Origin of the sequence: Brakhagea slesvicensis (assembly GCF_052161625.1) — a bacterium.
In the GTDB taxonomy this organism is placed as follows: domain Bacteria; phylum Planctomycetota; class Planctomycetia; order Pirellulales; family Pirellulaceae; genus JBKCUI01.
Map to the genome: position 1 here is coordinate 3507440 of NZ_CP197412.1, position 20374 is coordinate 3527813.

A 20374-nucleotide genomic window follows, 5' to 3' on the forward strand; every position below is an offset into this window, starting at 1 on the left:
AATGATTTTTACGGACTGACCTCGCACTGAAGCGAAACTCGTGAATCAAGCCGAAAACGTAACCATCCGACCCCATCGAGATCGCAATTCGTCTCGGTGGGTTCGCATGTCGGATCGGATCGCAAAGCAAGTGATCACCATCGGGGGGATGGGAACCATCTTCGTCGTGATGTTGGTGGTGTTTGTCTTGCTGGGGAATGTTCTCCCGCTTTTTCAGTCCAATCGATCGGAACCGCTTGGGTCCGTTCCTTTGGTGAACAGCGAGCCGGTTTTGGCTGCGGGAGTCGATGAGTACGGCGAAGTCCTCTGGACGCTAGACGCCTCATCCACGATTCGCTTTTATTCTGTCAGTTCGGGGCAAGTCCTCGAAACGCATTCGCCCCACGGAGACTCAAGTCCCGAACAGGCTGGAGCAGGTGGGAGAGCCACTTGCGTTTCGGTTTCGGAAGACGATGCCAGCTTGCTCGTCGGCTACGAAGACGGTTCCGTGCGACCGATCACATTCGGTTATCAAATAGCGTTCCTCAAAGGGAGCGAATTGCCAACGGAGGTTCAGTTCACGCAGCAGGATTGGACGGTTCACGAGGGGGCAATTTACCGCCAGACCAATTCGGGACTGATCCGACGTCAGCAAATCGAGAGTTTGGTCTTTCATCCTTTGATACCTCTCTTCGCATCGCCGGTTGTCGCGGTGGATTGGAAGACCCCGCAGGCGGTATCCAGTTTTGATGCTTCGATGACGTGGCTATGGGGTGCAACCGATGGCAACGGATTGGTGCTGGCTCGGACCGACAATAAAGTAAACGCGATCACCGACGCGGTCAGTCAAGAGTCAACACAATGGCAGTATCGATCCGAAAGCGATCCCAGCTCGAGATGGTATGGTCTGATGATCGACTCGCGTGGAACGAGTTTGGCGGCGGTCGATCGCGCGGGAAAGGTGACTTATTGGAACGCGGACGGGGAAGGCAAACTCGTCGCGTCCAAGACGCATCTTTCGCTGGCGGGGAGCGAAAGCCAGTTGACGTGCACAACTCCTTTATTGGGGAGGACGTCCTTTGTATTGGGAGCCGAGTCGGGACATATCGAAGCGGTCGCCATGTCGGCGGTTGAACAAAGCCAAGAGTTGATGTCGATCCATCGATTTGAAGGGGAGCTTGGGGCGGTCAAGTCACTGGCCGCCTCTCCCACAGCGAGAGTCCTGGCTGGGATATTCGAGCATGGAGATTTGGCGATCTACTATGTGCCGACGAATCGGCGATTGGCCAAATGGAAGTTGAGTCGCGAGGGGGCCGACGCGACAGCAAGCCAACCCCAAGCCAATACCCAACTTCAAGCCAATACCCAAGCGAAGGTAGCTTCGGTGCAGCCTTCGGTTTTCTTTTCCTCGAACGCGGAGGTGGTGGGTGCCGTGACGGATCGCGGGGTGTCGCTATGGCGTGTCACGATTCCTCACCCCGAAGCGAGTTGGATGGGGTTCTTTGGTCGGCTTTGGTATGAGGGGTATCCTTCCCCGCAGCATGTGTGGCAGAGCAGCACGGGAAACATTGAAGGGGAATACAAGTTTGGTTTCATGCCATTGATTTTCGGGACGTTTAAGGCGACGTTTTATTCCATGTTGATCGGAGCCCCGATCGCGCTGATGGCGGCGATATTTGGGAGCGAGTTCATGAGCAGTCGTTGGCGAACGCGTTTCAAGCCAGCGATTGAGTTGATGGCGAGCGTGCCGAGCGTCGTCTTGGGATTCATCGGGGCATTGGTGTTGGCTCCTCTACTCCGCGATCATTTGATGGCCTGTTTGTTGGCTGTTCCGATGGTCCTCTTTTTGTTCTTGTTGGGTGCCCATTGTTGGCTCTTGCTGCCAAATCGGTTGGCGATTCGGGCGAAGCATTGGCGACTGCCGATTTTGATTGTCTTGATTCCGATCGGTGTGTACCTGGCAACACTTGTCGCAACGCCTCTTGAAGAGGCTCTGTTTGGAGGAAGTGTGACGCAGTGGCTGGCCGGACAGATTGGTTCGGGGTGGCCTGGTTGGTTCGCCATCGGATTGCTTCCCATTGCACTGTTGGTTGCATGGGTGATGAGCGGCCCGCTGAATCCGCGGATGCAATTGATTGCAGCGTCGATGACACCATTCCGATTTGCTATCTTCAATTTGGGGTTCTTCCTGTTGGGGGTTGTCTCCGTCTTCGTCTTGAGCGCGTTGATCGCAACCGCATTGCATGGCATTGGGCTTGACCCACGCGGGCCCGTTCTGGGGCCTTATCAGGAGCGCAATGCACTGTTGGTGGGATGCATTTTGGGGTTTGCGATTATTCCGTTGATCTACACCATTTCCGAAGACGCGCTTCAATCGGTACCGCAGCATTTGCGCAGTGCTTCTTTGGGTTGTGGAGCCACGACTTGGCAGACAACGATTCGCGTCGTGGTACCGACGGCGATGAGCGGTCTTTTTAGCGCGATGATGATCGGCTTTGGTCGCGCGGTGGGAGAGACGATGGTGGTATTGATGGCAGCCGGCAATACACCGTTGATGGATATCAATCCGATGAATGGCTATCGCACGCTATCGGCTACCTTGGCGACGGAACTGCCGGAGGCGGCCCGAGGATCGACGCATTACCACGGGCTCTTTTTGGCGGCGTTGCTATTGTTCTGTTTCACATTGGTAGCGAATACCATAGCGGAGCTGGTGAGAATGCGATTCAGAAAGCGAGCTTATCAGTTATGACCTCGCATGCTCGCAGTCGACCCACCGGTCGCAATTTGATCGCACAAGGAGAGCCGCTGGTTTGGCTAACTGGTGGCATGTTTGCGATCGCTTGTGCGATGATTGTCTCTTTGTTGGGATTGATACTTTACCAGGGCTTATCGACTCTGTGGCCTCGTTCCTACGTAGTCTTTGCGTTGGATGACGGTGGGCTGGCGAGCGGTGAGTGGATCGGCACGCAGCCTTATCGCCTCACTCCAGAGTCGATCGCGGAATTTCCTGAGCGGACGCAAGCGAAAGCGAGTGGGTTGTTGCAAGGTCGCTCTTCGGTAGCTTCGGAACAGATCTATCTTCGCACAGGGAATTACGATGTTGGGAATCGGCACTTCGCGTATGTACCTGCGATCGGTGTTGCGACCAAGGAGCCATCGCGGCCGGATGGGATTTGGTTGGTAGAGCGGCTGGAATGGGGAGTGCTTTACGGCTTCCCCACGCAATTCACCTCCGAGTATTCTCCTGAAATGGATCGCGAGTACTCGATTCAAAAGGGGCTTTTGGATCAGATCGATCGCTTTCGTCCACCCGCCGAATCGGTCGAAGAATCGGGGCGAGATTCCGCCGCTTCGGATTTTGATCAAGCGGTCGAGCAGCTCAAGTCCCTGTTGGATTCGAAGGCCAAAGCATTGGAAGAGGCTTATCGTGCCGAGGGAACCGGGACACCTGCACGCGTTCAGAAGGTCGACGCTATTCCCGGTGCGGTCGCGACATCTCATCGAAAAATGGTCGGTGTGCAGCGGGAGTTGGAACACTCCAAGCACGAATTGGGACGACTTGATCAAAGCGTCGCAAAACTGCGTTTAGCGGTTCGCAAAGCGGAGTTGGCCGAAAAGACTGATCTGTTGAGCCGACTCGACGAAGGGCTCGAACTGGCTACGACGCTTGGAACTGTCGAGCAGCAATGGCGCGATATTCGATCGGGCCTTCAGCTATGTAGCGATTCCTTGTCGAGCGAGCAAAGACAAAGCAAAGCCATGCAGGCACTTCGAAGGGCGATCGACGAGCAGGAGGAGCAAGAGGTTGCACCGGTGAGGGATGGACTTCAGGCTTGGCTAACCGAGTTCGCAGGGAAGTTGCCAGATCGCTCTCGCATTTCCGTCGAGAAGGCAATTGCAGAAGCTCGCACTGTGGCATCCAAGCAGTTTGAGATCAATACGGAGATCGGTCGCTTGGAGTGGATTCGAGGATCGGAGCAAGTCACGTTCGCCTTACCGATTGTGGAGGCTGTTCCCGACGGGACATTGGAAGCCGAAAAGATAGGTCTCGGGATTGTGTCCTTAACCGATGCCGATGGACTCGCCCATTACTACTGGCGTTCGGAACAAAAGACTGCGCCGATGGCTTTTCAAACGAAAGCTGTGGCCACGGCGGATATGGTGAGATGGTTTGAGCCCAATCGGCTGACTTTTTTCGGCAAGCTGGGTGTGTATGCGAGTCGTTGGTTCGAGTTTCTTGCCGGGGAGCCGCGTGAAGCGGGGGTCGAAGGAGGATTTTTCCCAGCGATTTGGGGAACCGTCGTCATGACGCTTCTTATGTCACTGGCTGTGATGCCTTTTGGGGTAATGGCTGCGTTGTATATGCGGGAATATGCCCGACCAGGCTGGGTTCTCAGTTTGATTCGAATTAGCATCAATAATTTGGCCGGGGTGCCGAGCATTGTGTACGGAGTTTTTGGATTGGCGTTCTTTTGTTACACGATCGGCGGGTATATCGACGGTGGGCCGAAGAAAGCTGGTTTTGACCCTTGGCCTAGCGCGACTTGGTTCACCGCTTGCGCGGCGACGGTGGTGGTAGGAACGATTGCGTTTTTCTTAGCGTTCCTCGGATCAGGTTCTCCGGCTCACATGACGAAGTGGCGCAAGCGTGTGTCGTCGTTTGCCGCCGTGTTCTGGGTGCTTTGCTTGATTGGATTCGTGGCGTTGGTGGTCAAAGTCCCTTTTTTCGATGGTTTTTATCAAGCGAGTCTTCCGAACCCGACGTTTGGGAAGGGATGTTTGCTTTGGGCATCGTGTACGCTGGCGCTATTGACTCTGCCTGTGGTGATCGTCGCGACAGAGGAAGCTCTCGCGGCGGTTCCCAATTCCCTTCGAGAAGGTTCGTATGCGTGCGGCGCTGGGAAGTGGCAAACCTTGCAGCGCATCGTTTTGCCCTATGCAAGACCAGGAATCATCACGGGGTTTATCCTGTCCATGGCTCGCGGAGCAGGCGAGGTCGCGCCGATGATGCTGGTGGGAGCGATTCCTTTGGCAACCGAGTTGCCGTTGGATTTGGAGTTCCCGTTCTTCCACGGTTCCCGATCCTTTATGCACCTCGGGTTTCAGATCTTTTCACTCGGATTTCAAAGTCAAAACAGCGAGGCGGCCAAGCCCATGGTGTTCACGGCTACCTTGCTTTTGTTGACGATCGTAACGTTCTTGAACATCGCCGCAATTTGGTTGAGAGCTAGGTTGCGGAAACGATTCCAAAGCAGCCAGTTTTAGAAAGGTTCTTTTCGAAATGGATCGCCTCAAAGCCATCGCGGACGGCCAAACCGTCGGATCGGTGGTGCATGAAGATGTTCTCGCTGCGGAACCCGTGTTGAAGATTCAGAACTTCAATTTGTTTTACGGTCGCAAGCAGGCATTGCACAATATCACGATGCCGATCGCCAAAGGGCAAGTGACGGCATTGATCGGTCCGAGCGGTTGTGGCAAATCGACGTTGCTCCGAAGTGTCAACCGCATGAACGACTTGATCGACTCCGTTCGAATCGAGGGGGATATGATCCTCGGAAACGACTCGATTTTTGCACCGGGGGTGGATGTGATTCAGCTTCGCAAGCGGATGGGAATGGTTTTTCAGAAACCGAATCCGTTTCCGATGAGCATCTTCGAAAATGTCGTGTATCCCCTGCGAATCGATGGGGAGCGGAACAAAGCAAAACTGATGGAGGTCTGCGAGCAATCCCTTCGGGGGGCCGCCCTTTGGGAGGAGGTGAAGGATCGATTGCACGAAAGCGGGCTCGGGCTCTCTGGTGGGCAGCAGCAGCGGTTGTGCATCGCCCGTGCGATCGCGAGCGACCCTGAAGTCCTTTTGTTAGACGAACCATGTTCGGCGCTCGATCCCATTGCGACCGGCAAGATCGAAGACCTCATCGATGTGCTCAAGGGGAACTACTCGATCTTGATCGTGACCCACAATATGCAGCAAGCTTCTCGAGTGAGCAACTTCACCGCCTTCATGTATCTCGGACGGTTGGTGGAGCTGGGGCTTACCTCAACCATCTTCACGAAACCCAGGCTGAAAGAAACCGAAGATTACATCACAGGTCGCTTTGGATAACGGTCGCTTTGGATAATGGCCGATTCGGACATTCAGAGGGAGACGAAGGAAGAGCAACCAAGTGCCGCTGGTGGGACTCGAACCCACACGGGGCAATTACGCCCCAGCAGATTTTAAGTCTGCTGCGTCTGCCATTTCGCCACAGCGGCTTGGGTGGGGCAAACGGGAAGTTTGCCGATCGACTGCGGTAGTTTAAACCAATCCTGTTGGTTCAGCTAGCGGACGCTTGCAAGATCAAACGGTATTGATGGCGTTGATGAGGAGTCGGAGTCGGCCGTAGTTGCGTCGGTTGAAGTGAAACACGACGCGCGGCAGGTGGGCTACCTCCACCTCGGATGCTTCTTCGGGAAAAGCGTCGCGTTGGGTGATCTGACCCGATACCACAATATCCGCGAACTCTTGGTTCAGGTTTTCGATCGCAGGGTCCGGGAGTCGGTGGTTCAGTCGGAGAACCAGATTTTCATCGACGTAGCGCATCGAGTGGTAATTGCGGTAAAAGCCAAGGATCTCTTGCACGGTTTCTTCGATCGAGTGGCTGACGCGGTAGAGATGAACATCCTCCGGACTGATCAGTTTGTTCTCAAGGAGTTCGCCGAGGAAAAACGTTTCGAGTCCCTTCCAAAAGTTTCCTCCGGGTTGGTCTTGGAGGATAAGGGGCAACATGGTTTGTTTCCCTGTTTGGAGGAGGGTGAGGACCTCGAGCGTTTCATCGAGGGTACCAAATCCGCCTGGGCAGCAGACCACGGCGCTGCACTCCTTGATAAACATGAGCTTGCGCGTGAAGAAGTATTTGAGGGTGACCAGTTTGGGGTCCCCTTGGATGTAGGGATTTGCTGATTGCTCGAAGGGGAGCATGATATTCAGCCCCATCGACATTTCGCGGCCCGCTCCCTTGTGTCCCGCTTCCATGATACCGCCCCCTGCACCGGTGACGACCATCCATCCCATTTCAGCCATCCGAGCTGCCAGCGCGGATGCTTGGATATAGGTGGGCTGATCGGGAGGAGTTCGCGCCGAACCGAAAATCGTGACCTTGCGACGTCTTCGAAAGGGCTGAAAGACTTTGAACGCGTATCGAAGCTCCCGGAGCGAGCGGCTTAGAATCTTCAAATCCCCTCGGGCGGTCCCGTCCAGATGGAGTCGATCGACGGTCCGCTTCATCATGTCGATCAAGTCTTCGCTTTCGAGGGCGAACGAAGGTTCATCGGCCGGCTGTGGTCTTGCTTTTTCGTCTTCTCCCAAGGCTGCAGGAGGTACGGGCAAGTCTGCAGGAGGTGTAGGGTTCTGAGGAGGTAGAAGCTCTTTTTCTGAATCGCTCATGCGTGCTCCAAGGGATTTCAAGGCTTCGAAGGCCGAAGAGGAGCCGATAAGATACCACAATCGATTCGCAAGGAAAAATCGCAGTTTATAGACCTGCGCGAAAACAGATGCGAATCGGGTGCGGGGATCGAGCGCTCGCGTCGGCAGGCGGAAATGGGGTACAGGACTCTTAACAAATGACAAGTATGTTTATTACGATCGATGGGATCGATGGTGCGGGGAAATCGACCCAGCTGGATTTGCTTTGCGATCTTCTTCACGCCCATGGGCATCGCGTTGCACGCTTTCGCGATCCAGGGAGTACGCCGCTGGGAGAATCGATACGGGAAATATTGCTCCATCGCGAGGATATCCCGCTTTGCAGACAATCCGAAATGCTTTTGTATATGGCTGCTCGGGCTCAGTTGGTGCAGGATCTTGTTATGCCTGCGATTCAACGAGGGGGAACAGTCGTATGCGACCGCTTTCTTCTTGCCAACGTCGTATACCAAGGTTCTGCAGGGGGGCTGGATACCGAAGACCTATGGCAGGTGGGACGCATCGCTACCCAAGGACTTCGGCCAGACAAAACCATCCTTCTCGATTTGCCACCTGAGGTGGCGTTCAAGCGGATTCAACGAGGCCAGGATCGACTGGAGAAGCGGGGGCTAGATTACTTCGATCGCGTGCGTCGTGGATTTCTCGAGCAAGTCGCCAAGGCAGGTGGGGACTATGTGATCGTGGATGCAACACAAAATATCGCTGCGATCCATGAAGCGATCGCGCGATTTGTAATCGGGTATTGAAGTTCGTTTGGTTTGAACGAGACACCTGGGGGAGGTGGTTCCACGCTCCCGTTCGGAGCATGTAGGGTTCTGTGTGCATGGATTTCCTTCCCCCTGACCGGTGCTCCTGCTCGAACTCCTGCTCGAACCAACGAACGCACTTGACCGATCCAATCCTCAACCACGAACGACTCGAAGTGGAAGGACTTGCGAACTCGCAAGGACCAACCGACGCGAGGGTAGGCGCCGCCTGGCTATTCGGTCTTGCCCCAAAGGTTGGTGGATTGAATTGATTTTGCAGTCAGAAGGGGGTGGGAAATACCCTGGCTGCGTTATGCTGTAGGGTGGTTGAGTCATTTCATTCTTTCGATCGATGTTTGAGAAGTTTGCGATATGGATTTCTTTACCGCTATGTGTGCGCCCCGTTCTAGGAAGGCGGGGATGGTTCTTTTGCAACGGTTCGGGCTGTTCGTCGCGATCGCCCTGCTCTTCCAATCGGCCCTCTGGGCTGCCGAGGGGGATGCGTACCCGCTCGCTGTGGCGGGTGGGGGGGGGAAGCTCTTTATTGCAGACCGTGGCAATTCGTCCGTTTGGTTGCTCGAGGGAGGAGAGGTGAAACCTTACTTTCAAGGTTCTCCGAAATTCCGCACTCCCCTGAACGCTGTCCGATGTTTGACCGTCGCTCCCGATGGGGCGTTGTTGGCTGGTGATTCGTCTACGCGTGATGTTTACCGGTTCGACGCGTCGGCCAAACCGGTCGGAGTGACTGGAGGGAAGATCGGGATTCCAATGGATCTCGCCGTGGCCCCCAACGGCGACTTGTTCGTCGCTGACTTGGAGCTCCATACTATTTTTCGGGTGGATGCCAAATCGGGTACGACCGAGACCTACGTGAAAGTTCCTGCTCCGCGTGGATTGGCGATCGACAGCGAGAACCGCCTTTGGGTTGTGAGCCATGGCAAGTCGCCGTTGCTGCGGATCAAGCCGGACAAGTCGATCGAGAAGGTGGTCGAGGAGCCGCTGTTCCAGTTTGCGCACCAGGTTCGAGTCAGCGCGAGCGGAGATGCGTTCGTGTCGGACGGCTATGGCAAATGCATATGGCGGATCCCTGCCTCGGGGAGCCCGAGCCGGCTTGATTCGGGAGATCGGCTGATCAATCCCGTTGGCTTGCATATCGAGGGGAACACGCTTTGGATTGCCGACCCGCGAGCGGGCGCGATCTTCCGGTGGGACCTTACCCAGCTGACGAAAGATTCGTTAGAGGTCGTCCATCGTTTTGGTGAACGCTAGCAAAGCAAGCTGATCTTGCGTCGGCTCCCCAAATTCGCGAGACTCCGCCCCTTCTCAGTTCGAAAAGGATTTCACGAGGCTAGGGAACGAAGCTATGCGAGGGTTGAAGACGATTGCTGCCGCGCTGGTTTGGGTAGCGGCGCTGAGTTGCAGTCAGCGATTGCTCTCCTTTGAGAACCGAGTCGGGGATTGCGTCGCGTTGTTCTTTACTAAAGCGGAATGCCCTGCATGTCGTTCGGTGCAAGGGGCTGTTCAGCGAGCCATCCAGTCGGGCTGGGCGATCCGTACACTCGATGGAGTTCGAGAGAAGTCATCGGTAGCTCGCTGGCATATAGAGAAGTATCCGACCGTTGTCTTGATCCGAAATGGACGCGAGGTGGATCGATTGATTGGAGAGCCTCAGTTCGACGAGTTGGTTCGTCGCATGTTGGCCGCATCGTCTGTCGACAGCATTCGCGTTCTTGCAAACCCGAACGATTCGTCCGTCGTGAGGGGGCAGTCCCCGTCGGCCGCCGTCCCGTTGTCCGAGGTCTCCGCGAGTACGAATCAAGCACTATCGCCGGCTTCGCATCCGTTGATGTCCATGGAACGGAATCGGACCGCACCGCGTCCTCCCTCGAACCCTGCTGAGGCGACGGTCCGGATTCGGGTGGACGAACCGCAGCACGAGGCGATTGGCACTGGGACGATTATTGACACGTTCCAGGGGGAAGCTCTTGTACTGACATGCGGTCATCTTTTTCGCGACACCCGAGGTGGGACTCGCATTCTGGTTGAGACGTTCATCGGGGGACAGCCTCGAACCTACCACGCCACCTTGATCGACTTCCAAGCGGGGGAGTCCGACATCGGTTTGATCAGTTTTCGCCCGGAGGGATCGGTTCCGACAGCGCGGTTGATGAACCATCGGGAGAAGCTCAACGAGGGGGAGGCGGTCTACAGCTGGGGCTGTGATCACGGGACCAATCCCTCGCGCCGCGATTCGCGGATAACCAAGCTCAATCGCTATTTGGGAGCCCCCAACGTCGAGGTGTATGGAGCGCCCGTTCAAGGTCGAAGCGGGGGAGGGTTGTTCAACGCACGCGGCGAATTGATCGGCGTTTGCTATGCAGCGGATAGCGAGTTGAATGAAGGGCTCTACAACGCTCCGGAAGTGGTGTATCAGCAGTTGATGAGGCTGGGATTGAACCGCTTGTTCACCCATTCGGAGTTGGGGGAGGGAGCCATGGCCAGCGCTCCGGTCTCACCCGCGGTCCCACCCGCGGTCGCTTCCGCGAACCAGGATCGACCTGTTCCTGCTCGCCCCAAGCTCACGGTACTGTTCGAAGAGAATGGTCAAAGCCAGCGATGGGAGATCGACAACCCGACTGCGGAGCTGGTTCAAAGCTTGCAAAACCAATCCCTTCGCCGCTAGGGGTTCATTTCTTCAACCATGCAAAAACAAGGCGGCGCAAACTCGAAGCCGCTACAATGCTAGGGCAAAATCCGTGACCTCTCGATGGATGCCCTATGAAACTATTCGATTTTGACTCCAGCGCTGCTGGGATATGTATTTCTCGAATTGCGGTGGCAGCTTGCTTCGCTTTAGCAGGCCCATCGATCCAGGCTCAATCCCCAGCCGTCGAACCAACAGTCGTCGAACCAACAGCCGTCGACTCAGAAGCCGTCGACTCCACAGTCCTACCCGCTTCGGCACCGGAGGACCGGGTGGAATTCGCCGCACATATCCGCCCTCTCTTGGAGCGGTATTGCTGGGATTGTCATAACGATGACAACAGCGAGGGAAACGTTTCCTTTGAAGGGATCTCCAAGGAGACCGATCATGCGTCGCACGCCGACATCTGGTGGAATGCCCTGAAGAACGTGCGCGCAGGAATCATGCCACCCTCCGGCTCGGAGAGGTTGAGCGCTGCCGACAAGCAGAGGCTTGCAACATGGGTGAAAACCGAAGCGTTCGGAATCGATTTGAAGAATCCAGATCCGGGGCGTGGTGTCATTCGCCGATTGAACCGCGCCGAATACGGGAACACCGTCCAAGATTTGATGGGGATCTCCTTCGATGCGACTTTGTTCTTCCCCCCGGATGACTCGGGGCACGGCTTTGACAACGTCGGGGACGCGTTGTCCTTTTCGCCCATGTTGATGGAGAAGTACCTTAAGGCGGCTCGAATGGTGGTCGATCAAGCGGTACCGACCGTATCGAAGATCGTTCCCAAACAGGAATTCACGGGCCGGGATTTTCTCAAGAACGGCGAAGCCATGAAGGGAAACTCTCTCGACGGCAAAGTCCCTGCCAAGGTGGCGCGTTCCCTGCAAATTGCCGAGGCGGGCGAATACCGCATCAGTATCGGAGTGAAACTGCACGGGTCCTTTGATTTTGATCCTGCCCGCTACCGTGTTTGGGTTCGGTGGAATGATCAACTGAAGAGTGAAGAGGAGTATGGGTGGAATGAGAATAAACTTTTGGTCAGCGAATACCGAGAGCAGCTCGAAGCCGGCGAGCATCGCATCGAATTTGAATTGCAACCTGTTGCACCGAAGAGTGACGAGGACGAAAAGAGTGCTCCAGGCATGTCTACGAATGTTCGCTTCGAGATAGCTCATGTGAGGATTGAAGGGCCGACGGGAACAAACAAGCTTGTAGCACCACCCAATTACGAGCGATTCTTCAGCAGATCCGAACCACCCGATGCACCGGAGCAGCGCAAGGAGTACGCGTTGGAGTTGCTGGAGCGATTCGCATCGCGGGCGTTCCGAGGGCCTGTCGAACGATCGACGGTGGAGAGACTGGTCGCCATATCCGAGGGGAAGTGGCGTTTGCCGGGAGCGACCTTTGAGGCCGGGATCGGCGAGGCGATGGTGAGTGTGTTGGCTTCCCCCCGATTTCTATTTCGGATCGATCCCCCCCTTGAGAGCGACGAAAACCGATCCTACGGGCCGACAGATGAACGGACCTTGGCAGCGAGACTTTCCTATTTCTTATGGTCGACCATGCCCGATGACGAATTGAATGGCTTGGCAGAAAAAGGGGCGTTGCGGGCTAATCTCGGAACGCAAGTCGATCGGATGTTACGGGATCCTAAAGCGTCACAATTCGTTTCAAACTTCGTTGGCCAATGGCTTCGAACTCGGGACGTGACGCAGATCGCCATCGATCCCTTGGTCGTTCTCGGACATCAAGAAGAATACGAGCGTTTGAGGGATGCGTTTCGGGGGCGGTTTCGACGACGGCCGGGTGAACCTGTCGATCCGAGCGAACAGAAGGATCGAGCGCGGTTTCAGGAGTTGCGAGAGGTTGCTGAGCGGTTCAATGCCGATTTGAAGCGTGCGATGCGGCGCGAGACGGAGATGTTGGTGGAGTACATCGTCGAGGAAGACAAGTCCCTGCTCGATTTGTTCGATTGCAACTATACGTTCTTGAACGAGCGGTTAGCGGATCACTATGGCATCCCAGGGGTGCGTGGCGACGAGATGCGCCGAGTGGAATTGCCGCCGGATAGTCCGCGCGGCGGAGTGATGACCCATGCTTCTATGCTGTTGGTTACATCGAACCCCACTCGTACCTCGCCGGTAAAGCGGGGGCTGTTTGTATTGGATAATTTGCTCGGGACCCCTGCCCCGCCCGCTCCAGCGGCTGTTCCAGAGTTGGAGGATTCCGGTTCTCGATTTGAAGGCCGCGAGCCGAGTTTGCGAGAGTTGCTTTCGGTCCATCGCGAATCGGCCCTGTGCGCTTCTTGTCATGCGCGCATGGATCCTCTCGGGCTGGCGCTCGAGAACTTCAACGCCCTCGGAATGTGGCGCACCGAGGAGAAAGGCGTGGCGATCGATCCGACAGGAAGCTTGATCACCGGCGAGTCCTTTTCCGACATTCGCGAGCTCAAGAGGGTTTTGCGGCAAAACCATGCCAGCGATTTGTATCGGTGTATCACACAGAAGCTGATGACTTTCGCATTAGGGAGGGGGATCGAGCCCTCCGATGAACACAGCGTCGACTTGATCGTCGAAGCCTTGGAGCGAAACGACGGCAAGTTTCGTGTGCTCCTCGACGGGGTGATCCAATCATCTCCTTTCCAAAACCAACGCACCATTCCTCGACAACCATAACCCTTCTCTGCAAAGCGATTCGATGATGAAACAAACCTACCGAATTCACCGGGAGAGCAAGATGTTGCACCGTCGTGCCTTTCTGCGATCCACCGGATTATCGATTGCAGTCCCCGCGATGTTGTCATTGGGATCCGGTCGTCATGCCCATGGTGCAGTGGCATCGGGGCGGCAAGCGGTGACAGCCACCGGCGCTCCACTGCGTATGGCATTCATGTCGATTCCTAACGGCGTGCAGCAGGACCATTGGTTCCCCAAAGAGGGGTTCGAGCTCAATGAAACGATGCGGCCATTGGAATCGGTGAAGGCCCATTTTCAGGTCCTAGGCGGATTGGACCATGTCAATGCGACGGCGGGTCCGGATGGTGCGGGTGATCATGCGAGAGCCAATGCCACATTCTTGACAGGCATGCGAGCGCGAAAGACGGCGGGAAGCGACATCCATGTGGGCGTGTCGATCGACCAAGTCGCTGCGCAACGGATGGGAAACGTCACCCGGTTCCCTTCGCTCGAGCTCACTTCCGACTTGATTCGCAATTCAGGAAGCTGCGATTCCGGCTATGCGTGCGCCTACCAATACAATTTGGCTTGGAGTTCCCCCACGACTCCGATGACTCCTGAAGCGAATCCCCGACTGGTCTTTGAAAGGCTTTTTGGTGCGGGAGAGCCAGGTGAGAGGGAGAAGAATTTCTTGCAGCGCCAAGCCACCCAGCGGAGCGTGCTCGATTTTGTTCTCGAGGAAGCAAAAAGTTTAGAACGCGACTTGGGTATCAACGATCGTCGCAAATTCGACGAATACTTGAGCGTGGTTCGCGAGATGGAAAAACGAATCGAAGCTGCGGAGAAGTTTGAAGAGGCCCCTTCCACCACAGAGCCCCAGCCTGTCGGAATCCCACAAGACTTTGCCTCGTACATGGAGATCATGTACGACATGCTGGCTCTCGCCTTCCAAACCGATTCGACTCGGATTGCGACGTTGCTCCTCGCCTACGACGGAAGCAACAAGATCTTTCCGCAGATCGGCATTCCCGAGGGGCACCACTATCTCACGCACAATCAGCGCGTGCCGGAGCTCGCAAAGAAAGTAGCCAGGATCGATCAGTTTTACTTGGAATCGTTCGCGAAGTTTTTGGATCGGCTTTCGCGCATGGAAGATATCGATGGTCAATCGATTCTGCATAATTCCATGATTGTCTACGGCGGTGCGATCGCCGATGGCAATCGTCACACGCATGAGAATCTGCCTGTGATCCTCGCAGGACATGCAGGAGGTCGATTCCATCCGGGACAGTACCGTGCGCTCGACAAGCAGCCCATGTCGAACTTGTTCGTCTCCATGTTGAACGAGTTCGGTGTCGACATCGATGCGTTCGGTGATTCGAATGGCAGGATCGAGACTCTCTAGTCGCAAATCGCTGAGAACTCTGCCGCGACGCGCTCAAGCTTTCGGGAGCGGTCGGCCTAACGGGGACGGGTGGCGCCTCCGCCCCCCCTCGGATCGGGCAGGAGGGGATTGTTGGGGAAGCCTGTGGTTGCCTGTCCGTTCATGCTGGAGCCGGGTGTCGTAGAGCCTGGGGTGCCGGCTCGTTGCATATTCGGTGGCAGCGGTCCTTCGATTCGGCTGATATTTCCTTTGATCGCTCCGGTCTTGAGTTGGATGGAGATGTTGGGGAGGCGCGTGTCGATGAAGTCGCTAGGGGAACCATCGTTGGGGTACAGGGTGAACAAGGCAGCTTGCCGAGGTGACCCGGAAACGATCACGGTATCTTCTTTCGCTGCGTACTTGAGGCTGTGTCCCTCCATCGTCACACGCCCTTTGTCGGTGATCGATTCGACTTGCACGCGGCTGACAGCTTCGAGTTCCCATGCCGGAGGGGGCGCCTCTCCGCGATTGCTTGGAGAGATCTGGTTGTAGCTCAATTCCCCTCCATCGAACAAATTGAGTTGATCCGCGCTGAGCCGCGTTTGGTTCTTTCCAAGGCGTTCCGCTCGATGCACGTTGACTTGATCCTCCCAGGACGCAATCGGTCCCATCAACGCATCGATGCGGTCGAAGAAACTTGCTTTCTTTGTGCGCAAATCTCCTTCCAGCCGCCCGGTGAAGCTCAGGTGCAAGCACTGGAGGGTGTTGGTCTTCGACGAAGTCGTCGTTGTTGGGGTACCAAAAGCGGGGAGACTAGCGGTCATCGCATACCGACGGCTCCAGACTTCACCGGGGCCGTATCCCAAGAAGGTTTGCGTCGGGGCGTAGATGTCGAGTCGCGGCAGTCGCATATGTTCGGCGGAGCGTCGCTGCATTGCCAGGTCGGTTTCCGCCATCTTGATATCGACATCCTCTTCGAATCGGATGATTTGCACTTGCGCTTTCGGCCCACCGCGCGCGGACGTCGGTTGGAGTGGAATCGCGTGTGCCATTTCGACCGAAAGGGATCGAGACTGAACGAAGATATGCGAGATCGAGTCCGCTGCGGATTGAATTCGGCATGTGAGATCAACCCCCCCGCCGAACCGTGCGATCTTTCCGTCGAACGTCATCCGCTCTCCCCATCGCAGTCGAGGAGGTTCGAGCCATTTTACTAACGAGGGGTTGGAAAGAGGGGAGGGAGAGCTATTGGAAAGGGTGTTCGGGAGTCCCAATCCTGGAGTGCTAACGAGGGTTGCCGCACCTTGCGTCTCCGGTTGAAGGGGGATCGCTTCGGGGGGGATGACCAATTCGCCTGGGTGGTCGATATGAAAAACATTTTCGCTCTGCGTCAGTTTCAATTCCGGTGCAACCACCTCGCCGCGCCCGACCGTGATGCGCGCTGGTTCACCGACAATATGCACATCCATCGTATCGCGTGCAACTTCGATCATACGAAGTTGTTTTCCCGAAGCGGTGAAGGGCCAAGGACTGGCGCTGTCGAGCATTTCCTTTCGCATTTCAAAGGGACCTTCGAGCGAAAGACCTTCGATGGAGCTCTTCTTGCCTACGCTCTTGACCACCATGTCGAGAGATTCCGCTGCGACCGAAAGGGGATCTGGACGCGGTGGCGGAACAGCATCTTGCACCGAAGCTGCCGCGCCACTTGCTACTGTCGTCGGTTGTCGAACGACGTTGGGGTTTGACGTGCCGCCGACACCTGTCGAGGGGTAGGGGAACGCTGCAGGAAGCTGGGTTGTGGGAGATTGGGGAGTCGGAGATTGGGGTGAGGTAGTCGACGATGCGAGAGCCGCATCTGCATCCGATTCCGGATACCGAAATTTGAGATTCATTTTTTGCACATGGGCAATCAGTTGAGGCGATTCCACTCGCACATCGCCCGAAGCCGCCATCGCTTCGGGAAGCCACTTCGGAACGGGTTCGTTCAAGTAAAAGCGTTGGAGACTCGCGATGCGATTTTCGTCAGTTGGGCGTAGCCAAAGGTCGAGCTTATCGGCAAGGAATGTTCCTTGCGAGGAGTTGTTGATGTTGGCGCTGCCGACGATGGACACGACGTCGAGTTGATCGGAGGGGCGGACAAGGAGTTTTTGGCCCCACGATAGTTTCCAGGTCTCGCGATCGGATTCCATTTGTGCGACACCGGGACCGCTGGCAACCACCGTTCCAAGTCGGTCGATGGGAGTTGCTGTACCGGTGTTGGACTTCTGAAAGAGTTTCGGGTTCCCGAAGAGGATTTCCGGAGCCCATACCTGCATGTTTTCGCGTCGCAGATAGACGGGCGAGGATTCTTGGGCGACGGTGAGAGGTAGGGTGTTGCTCAGATGGATTTCCCCGTTCAAGAAATCGATAAACAGCCGTTGTCCCAATGCTTCGACTTGCATGCCTGGGGCGAGGAGCTTCATCCATTGAGAGCGATCCGATGGCGTTTTACCCAGCGCACCGACGGCGGTGAGCTTGTCGAGTTTCCACGGTGAAGGTTTGCGCGGTTCGTGGGCGCTCGGTGCAGGTTGGATCGGATCTTCATGGAATCCGATTTGCATGGTCAAATCTTCACAGTCGAACGTATCGATCGGGAGACCTTCGACCCGATGTTCCATGTGAACACCGCCTCGCAGCATGGCTTCGGATTGCTGGAAATGAAACGTGAATCGACCGCCGCATTTCAGGACGGCGTGGGCGGGGCGCTGCGCCGCATCCTTGATTTTATCGCTGGGCCAAAGACCTCCATTTTTGAGACCGATTCGAACGCGGTCGACATAGGTCAATTCCATGCTTTCCAATCCATCGAACGGAGTCTTCACACCTGGGGAGATGGGCTCCTCGGTGCTCAAGAGTTTTTGTTCGAGATTGATGGTGAGAAAATGCCCTTCGATGAGGGAGTCTCCCATCTGCATCTTGATCCCTTTATCGGTCCAGATCTGACGCTTTTCAATTCGGACTTCGCTGGTCTCAATGAGCAGGCCGCTATTGCTCGACCCATCGACAGGAGGTGAATAGATTTGGATCTGCCCGAGAAGCCTACCGGTTTCCACGGGAGGAGGTTCGGAGGTCCAATCGGGGCGACGTTGGAACTGGATTTCAGCTCCTTCGGGATTCGAGATGAGGATCGCTCTTTTGGACGCCCCGGAGCTGCGCTGCGGGATCAGGATGGTAAGCGGTTTGATATGCCAGCGGGTCTCACTGATCTCGACGCGCTCGCGATAGAGGAGTGTACCGCTTTCGGTCGTGAGAACTTGGGGGGATTTCCTTTGCCACGAGTCTTCTCGAAAAAAAAGATCCCACCATTCATCCGTATCAGGCAATACGGCCGCAGACCACTTTCGTTCCGTGCTTCGCGTTTTGTGGTTGATCCAAGGTACGAACGTGAGGTGATAGACTGCGAAGCAGATCGCGAGAGGAAGGAAGACTCGAAGATACTCGCGCGAGAAGATCATGAGACTCGATTCGGGATGCACTCATCCCATAACCCCTTTGCTTTAAGCAATCGCTCGACCAGTTCGCGAACAGCCCCTCTTCCTCCCGGAGAGGTCATTACCCACTTTGCATTCTGGCGAACTTCGGACGCTGCGTCCTCCACGGTCGCGCTCAATCCGACTTCGTACATCACGCTGAGATCAGGAAGATCATCACCGATGTAGCAGACTTCGTGCGGTTCGCATCCCGCCTGTTGAATCATCTCGCGCGCGGCTGGAAGTTTATCCTCAAAGCCTTGGCGAACTAGCGTGATACCAAGTTCGGCGGCTCGAATTTTGACGATGTGCGAATTGCGCGCAGTGAGCAATCCGAATTGAAACCCCGCCTTGCACCAAAGTCGAATGGCATGTCCGTCCCGCACGTGAAAGGTTTTGCTTTCGATTCCCGCGTTGTCGATGGTGATAGAGCCGTCGGTTAAGACGCCGTCGACATCCGACAGAATCAGTTTGATGGGCTTGGCTACGTCGTTATCTTTGGGGGCCACTCTGGATGCCTTGTGACGGTGGGGTGTCGATGATGATATGTCGATTAGTGTTTGCGACCGAAGATTCGAAGCGATGTGGGAGGAGCATCCCAGTCTTCTTCCATGCGATCCTGTTCTTCTGTGGCAGTCGGTTGTGGATCGTTCGATGCATCTCGTTTTGCATGCGTCGGAGCGAATGCGATGTTTTGCAGATGTTCGATTTCCAGAACGTCGGTAATGTCGATCATCCCGATGGGTTTGTCATCGCGATTTACGACCGGGAGCTCGCTGATCTTTCGCGCGACCATGACATCCACCGCGTCGCTCAGACGCGCTCCGGATTGGATAGCCGAAAAGGATTTGGTCATCCGCTCGGAGATGGGGCGATCGAGGTCTTGATCCTTTCGTTGCTCCATCAACTTCGCCAAATCGCTATCGGTGAAGATCCCTTCGAGAACACCGTTTGCATCCACCAACATGACCGCACCCGTTCGACGGCCTGGTTTGGCGGCGTCGACCAAGATTTGGCGGATGGTGTGCGAGGAAAGCGCGAGGCGACACTCCGTTTGAGGACGCATGGCTTCGTCCACGCTCGCCAGTCGTTTTCCTAAGGCGCCCGCGGGATGCAGCTCTGCGAAGTCCTGCATACCGAAGCCTCTTGCTTCGCTCACGACCAGCGCGAGCGCGTCACCGATCGCCAGCATGGACGTGGTGCTCGTGCTCGGAGCGAGATTGTGCTGACAAGCTTCGCGACAGGGGGGGAGGATGAGGGCTATGTCGGCGGCTCTCGCGAGGGGGCTGTTGCCAGCGCTCGTGATGGCGATCAGGCCTGCAGCGCGCCGGCTGACGAACGGAAGAATGCGAACGATCTCTTCCGTCGTCCCGCTGTTCGAAAGGAGGAGCATCACATCGTTGGGACCAACGCTTCCCAAGTCGCCATGGACGGCCTCGGAGGGATGTAAGAAATGGGATCGTGTTCCGGTCGATGCGAAAGTCGCCGAGATCTTTCTGCCAACCAATCCTGCCTTTCCGATGCCGCAGACGATGACACTCCCGCGCGTGGTGAGGATCTTGTCGACCGCAACCAAAAAATCTTCATCGAGAGATTCCGCGGTAGCTTGAATGGCAGCGGAGGCTTGTTGGAGCACGTCTTTGCCTCGCGCCAGCCTGCTTTTTCGAGTGCTCGGCGAGACCGCTTGCTTTCGAGCGGGAAGTCCCATGATCGATAGCCATCCTTGGCGTAGTTGAAAACAATCCAAATTGCATTGGCCCGGAGTTCATGCGGACCAGTGTGCATGCGGACCGGGTAGGCAGACCTTTCCGGTGATCTGCATCTGGTAGCTTACCAAACCGAATCCAGGCGAGACAACAGAGATCTCGTGGGAACGAAGAGTTGGGAGGCCTTTCGACTCCAACAAAACCTCTCAACTCCAATAAAAAAAGGTGAG

General features: G+C 55.9%; 12 protein-coding genes and 1 tRNA gene. 8 read left to right on the forward strand and 5 right to left on the reverse strand.

The features are described 5' to 3' along the window. Positions 1-40: 40 nt before the first annotated feature. The 3 genes from SH467x_RS13285 to pstB are packed head-to-tail and all read left to right on the forward strand — an operon-like array spanning position 41 to position 6088. On the forward strand, positions 41-2731 hold the full coding sequence (locus SH467x_RS13285) for an ABC transporter permease subunit (protein WP_482367592.1): 2691 nt from the start codon (positions 41-43) through the stop codon (positions 2729-2731). Then, a complete protein-coding gene (locus SH467x_RS13290) occupies positions 2728-5247 on the forward strand; it encodes an ABC transporter permease subunit (protein ID WP_482367593.1) in 2520 nt (839 codons plus the stop codon). Before SH467x_RS13285 ends, SH467x_RS13290 begins: the two co-directional genes overlap by 4 nt. Positions 5248-5263: 16 nt before the next feature. Then, a complete protein-coding gene (pstB, locus tag SH467x_RS13295) occupies positions 5264-6088 on the forward strand; it encodes a phosphate ABC transporter ATP-binding protein PstB (protein WP_482367594.1) in 825 nt (274 codons plus the stop codon). 62 nt (positions 6089-6150) lie between these two features. Here pstB and SH467x_RS13300 read toward each other — a convergent pair. Continuing rightward, a tRNA-Leu gene (locus SH467x_RS13300) sits at positions 6151-6237 on the reverse strand. 85 nt (positions 6238-6322) lie between these two features. After that, entirely contained in the window at positions 6323-7408 is a 1086-nt protein-coding gene (locus tag SH467x_RS13305) for an LOG family protein (protein ID WP_482367595.1), read from the reverse strand. A gap of 176 nt (positions 7409-7584) precedes the next feature. On the opposite strand from SH467x_RS13305, the gene tmk reads away from it, so the two are divergent. From tmk to SH467x_RS13330, 5 genes are all read left to right on the forward strand, one after another. After that, entirely contained in the window at positions 7585-8193 is a 609-nt protein-coding gene (gene tmk, locus SH467x_RS13310) for a dTMP kinase (RefSeq protein ID WP_482367596.1), read from the forward strand. A 420-nt stretch (positions 8194-8613) separates the two neighbouring features. Further along, positions 8614-9462 carry a Vgb family protein gene (locus SH467x_RS13315; protein ID WP_482367597.1) on the forward strand — a complete coding sequence of 283 codons (849 nt, stop codon included), beginning with the start codon at positions 8614-8616 and terminating at the stop codon, positions 9460-9462. A gap of 94 nt (positions 9463-9556) precedes the next feature. Continuing rightward, the gene (locus SH467x_RS13320) at positions 9557-10876 is read left to right on the forward strand and encodes a trypsin-like peptidase domain-containing protein (protein WP_482367598.1); all 1320 of its coding nucleotides are present in this window, start codon (positions 9557-9559) and stop codon (positions 10874-10876) included. A gap of 95 nt (positions 10877-10971) precedes the next feature. Further along, positions 10972-13566, forward strand: a complete 2595-nt coding sequence (locus tag SH467x_RS13325; RefSeq protein ID WP_482367599.1) for a DUF1592 domain-containing protein — start codon at positions 10972-10974, stop codon at positions 13564-13566. A 22-nt stretch (positions 13567-13588) separates the two neighbouring features. Next, complete coding sequence (locus SH467x_RS13330) at positions 13589-14971, forward strand: DUF1552 domain-containing protein (RefSeq protein ID WP_482367600.1); 1383 nt, start codon at positions 13589-13591, stop codon at positions 14969-14971. Positions 14972-15027: 56 nt separating this feature from the next. On the opposite strand, the gene SH467x_RS13335 is transcribed toward SH467x_RS13330, so the two are convergent. The 3 genes from SH467x_RS13335 to SH467x_RS13345 are packed head-to-tail and all read right to left on the reverse strand — an operon-like array spanning position 15028 to position 20146. Then, positions 15028-18423 carry a DUF5585 domain-containing protein gene (locus SH467x_RS13335; RefSeq protein WP_482367601.1) on the reverse strand — a complete coding sequence of 1132 codons (3396 nt, stop codon included), beginning with the start codon at positions 18421-18423 and terminating at the stop codon, positions 15028-15030. Continuing rightward, positions 18420-18947 carry a KdsC family phosphatase gene (locus SH467x_RS13340; protein ID WP_482367602.1) on the reverse strand — a complete coding sequence of 176 codons (528 nt, stop codon included), beginning with the start codon at positions 18945-18947 and terminating at the stop codon, positions 18420-18422. The genes SH467x_RS13335 and SH467x_RS13340 overlap by 4 nt, the downstream gene beginning before the upstream one ends. A 44-nt stretch (positions 18948-18991) precedes the next feature. Continuing rightward, a complete protein-coding gene (locus SH467x_RS13345; protein ID WP_482367603.1) occupies positions 18992-20146 on the reverse strand; it encodes a KpsF/GutQ family sugar-phosphate isomerase in 1155 nt (384 codons plus the stop codon). Positions 20147-20374: the final 228 nt, after the last annotated feature.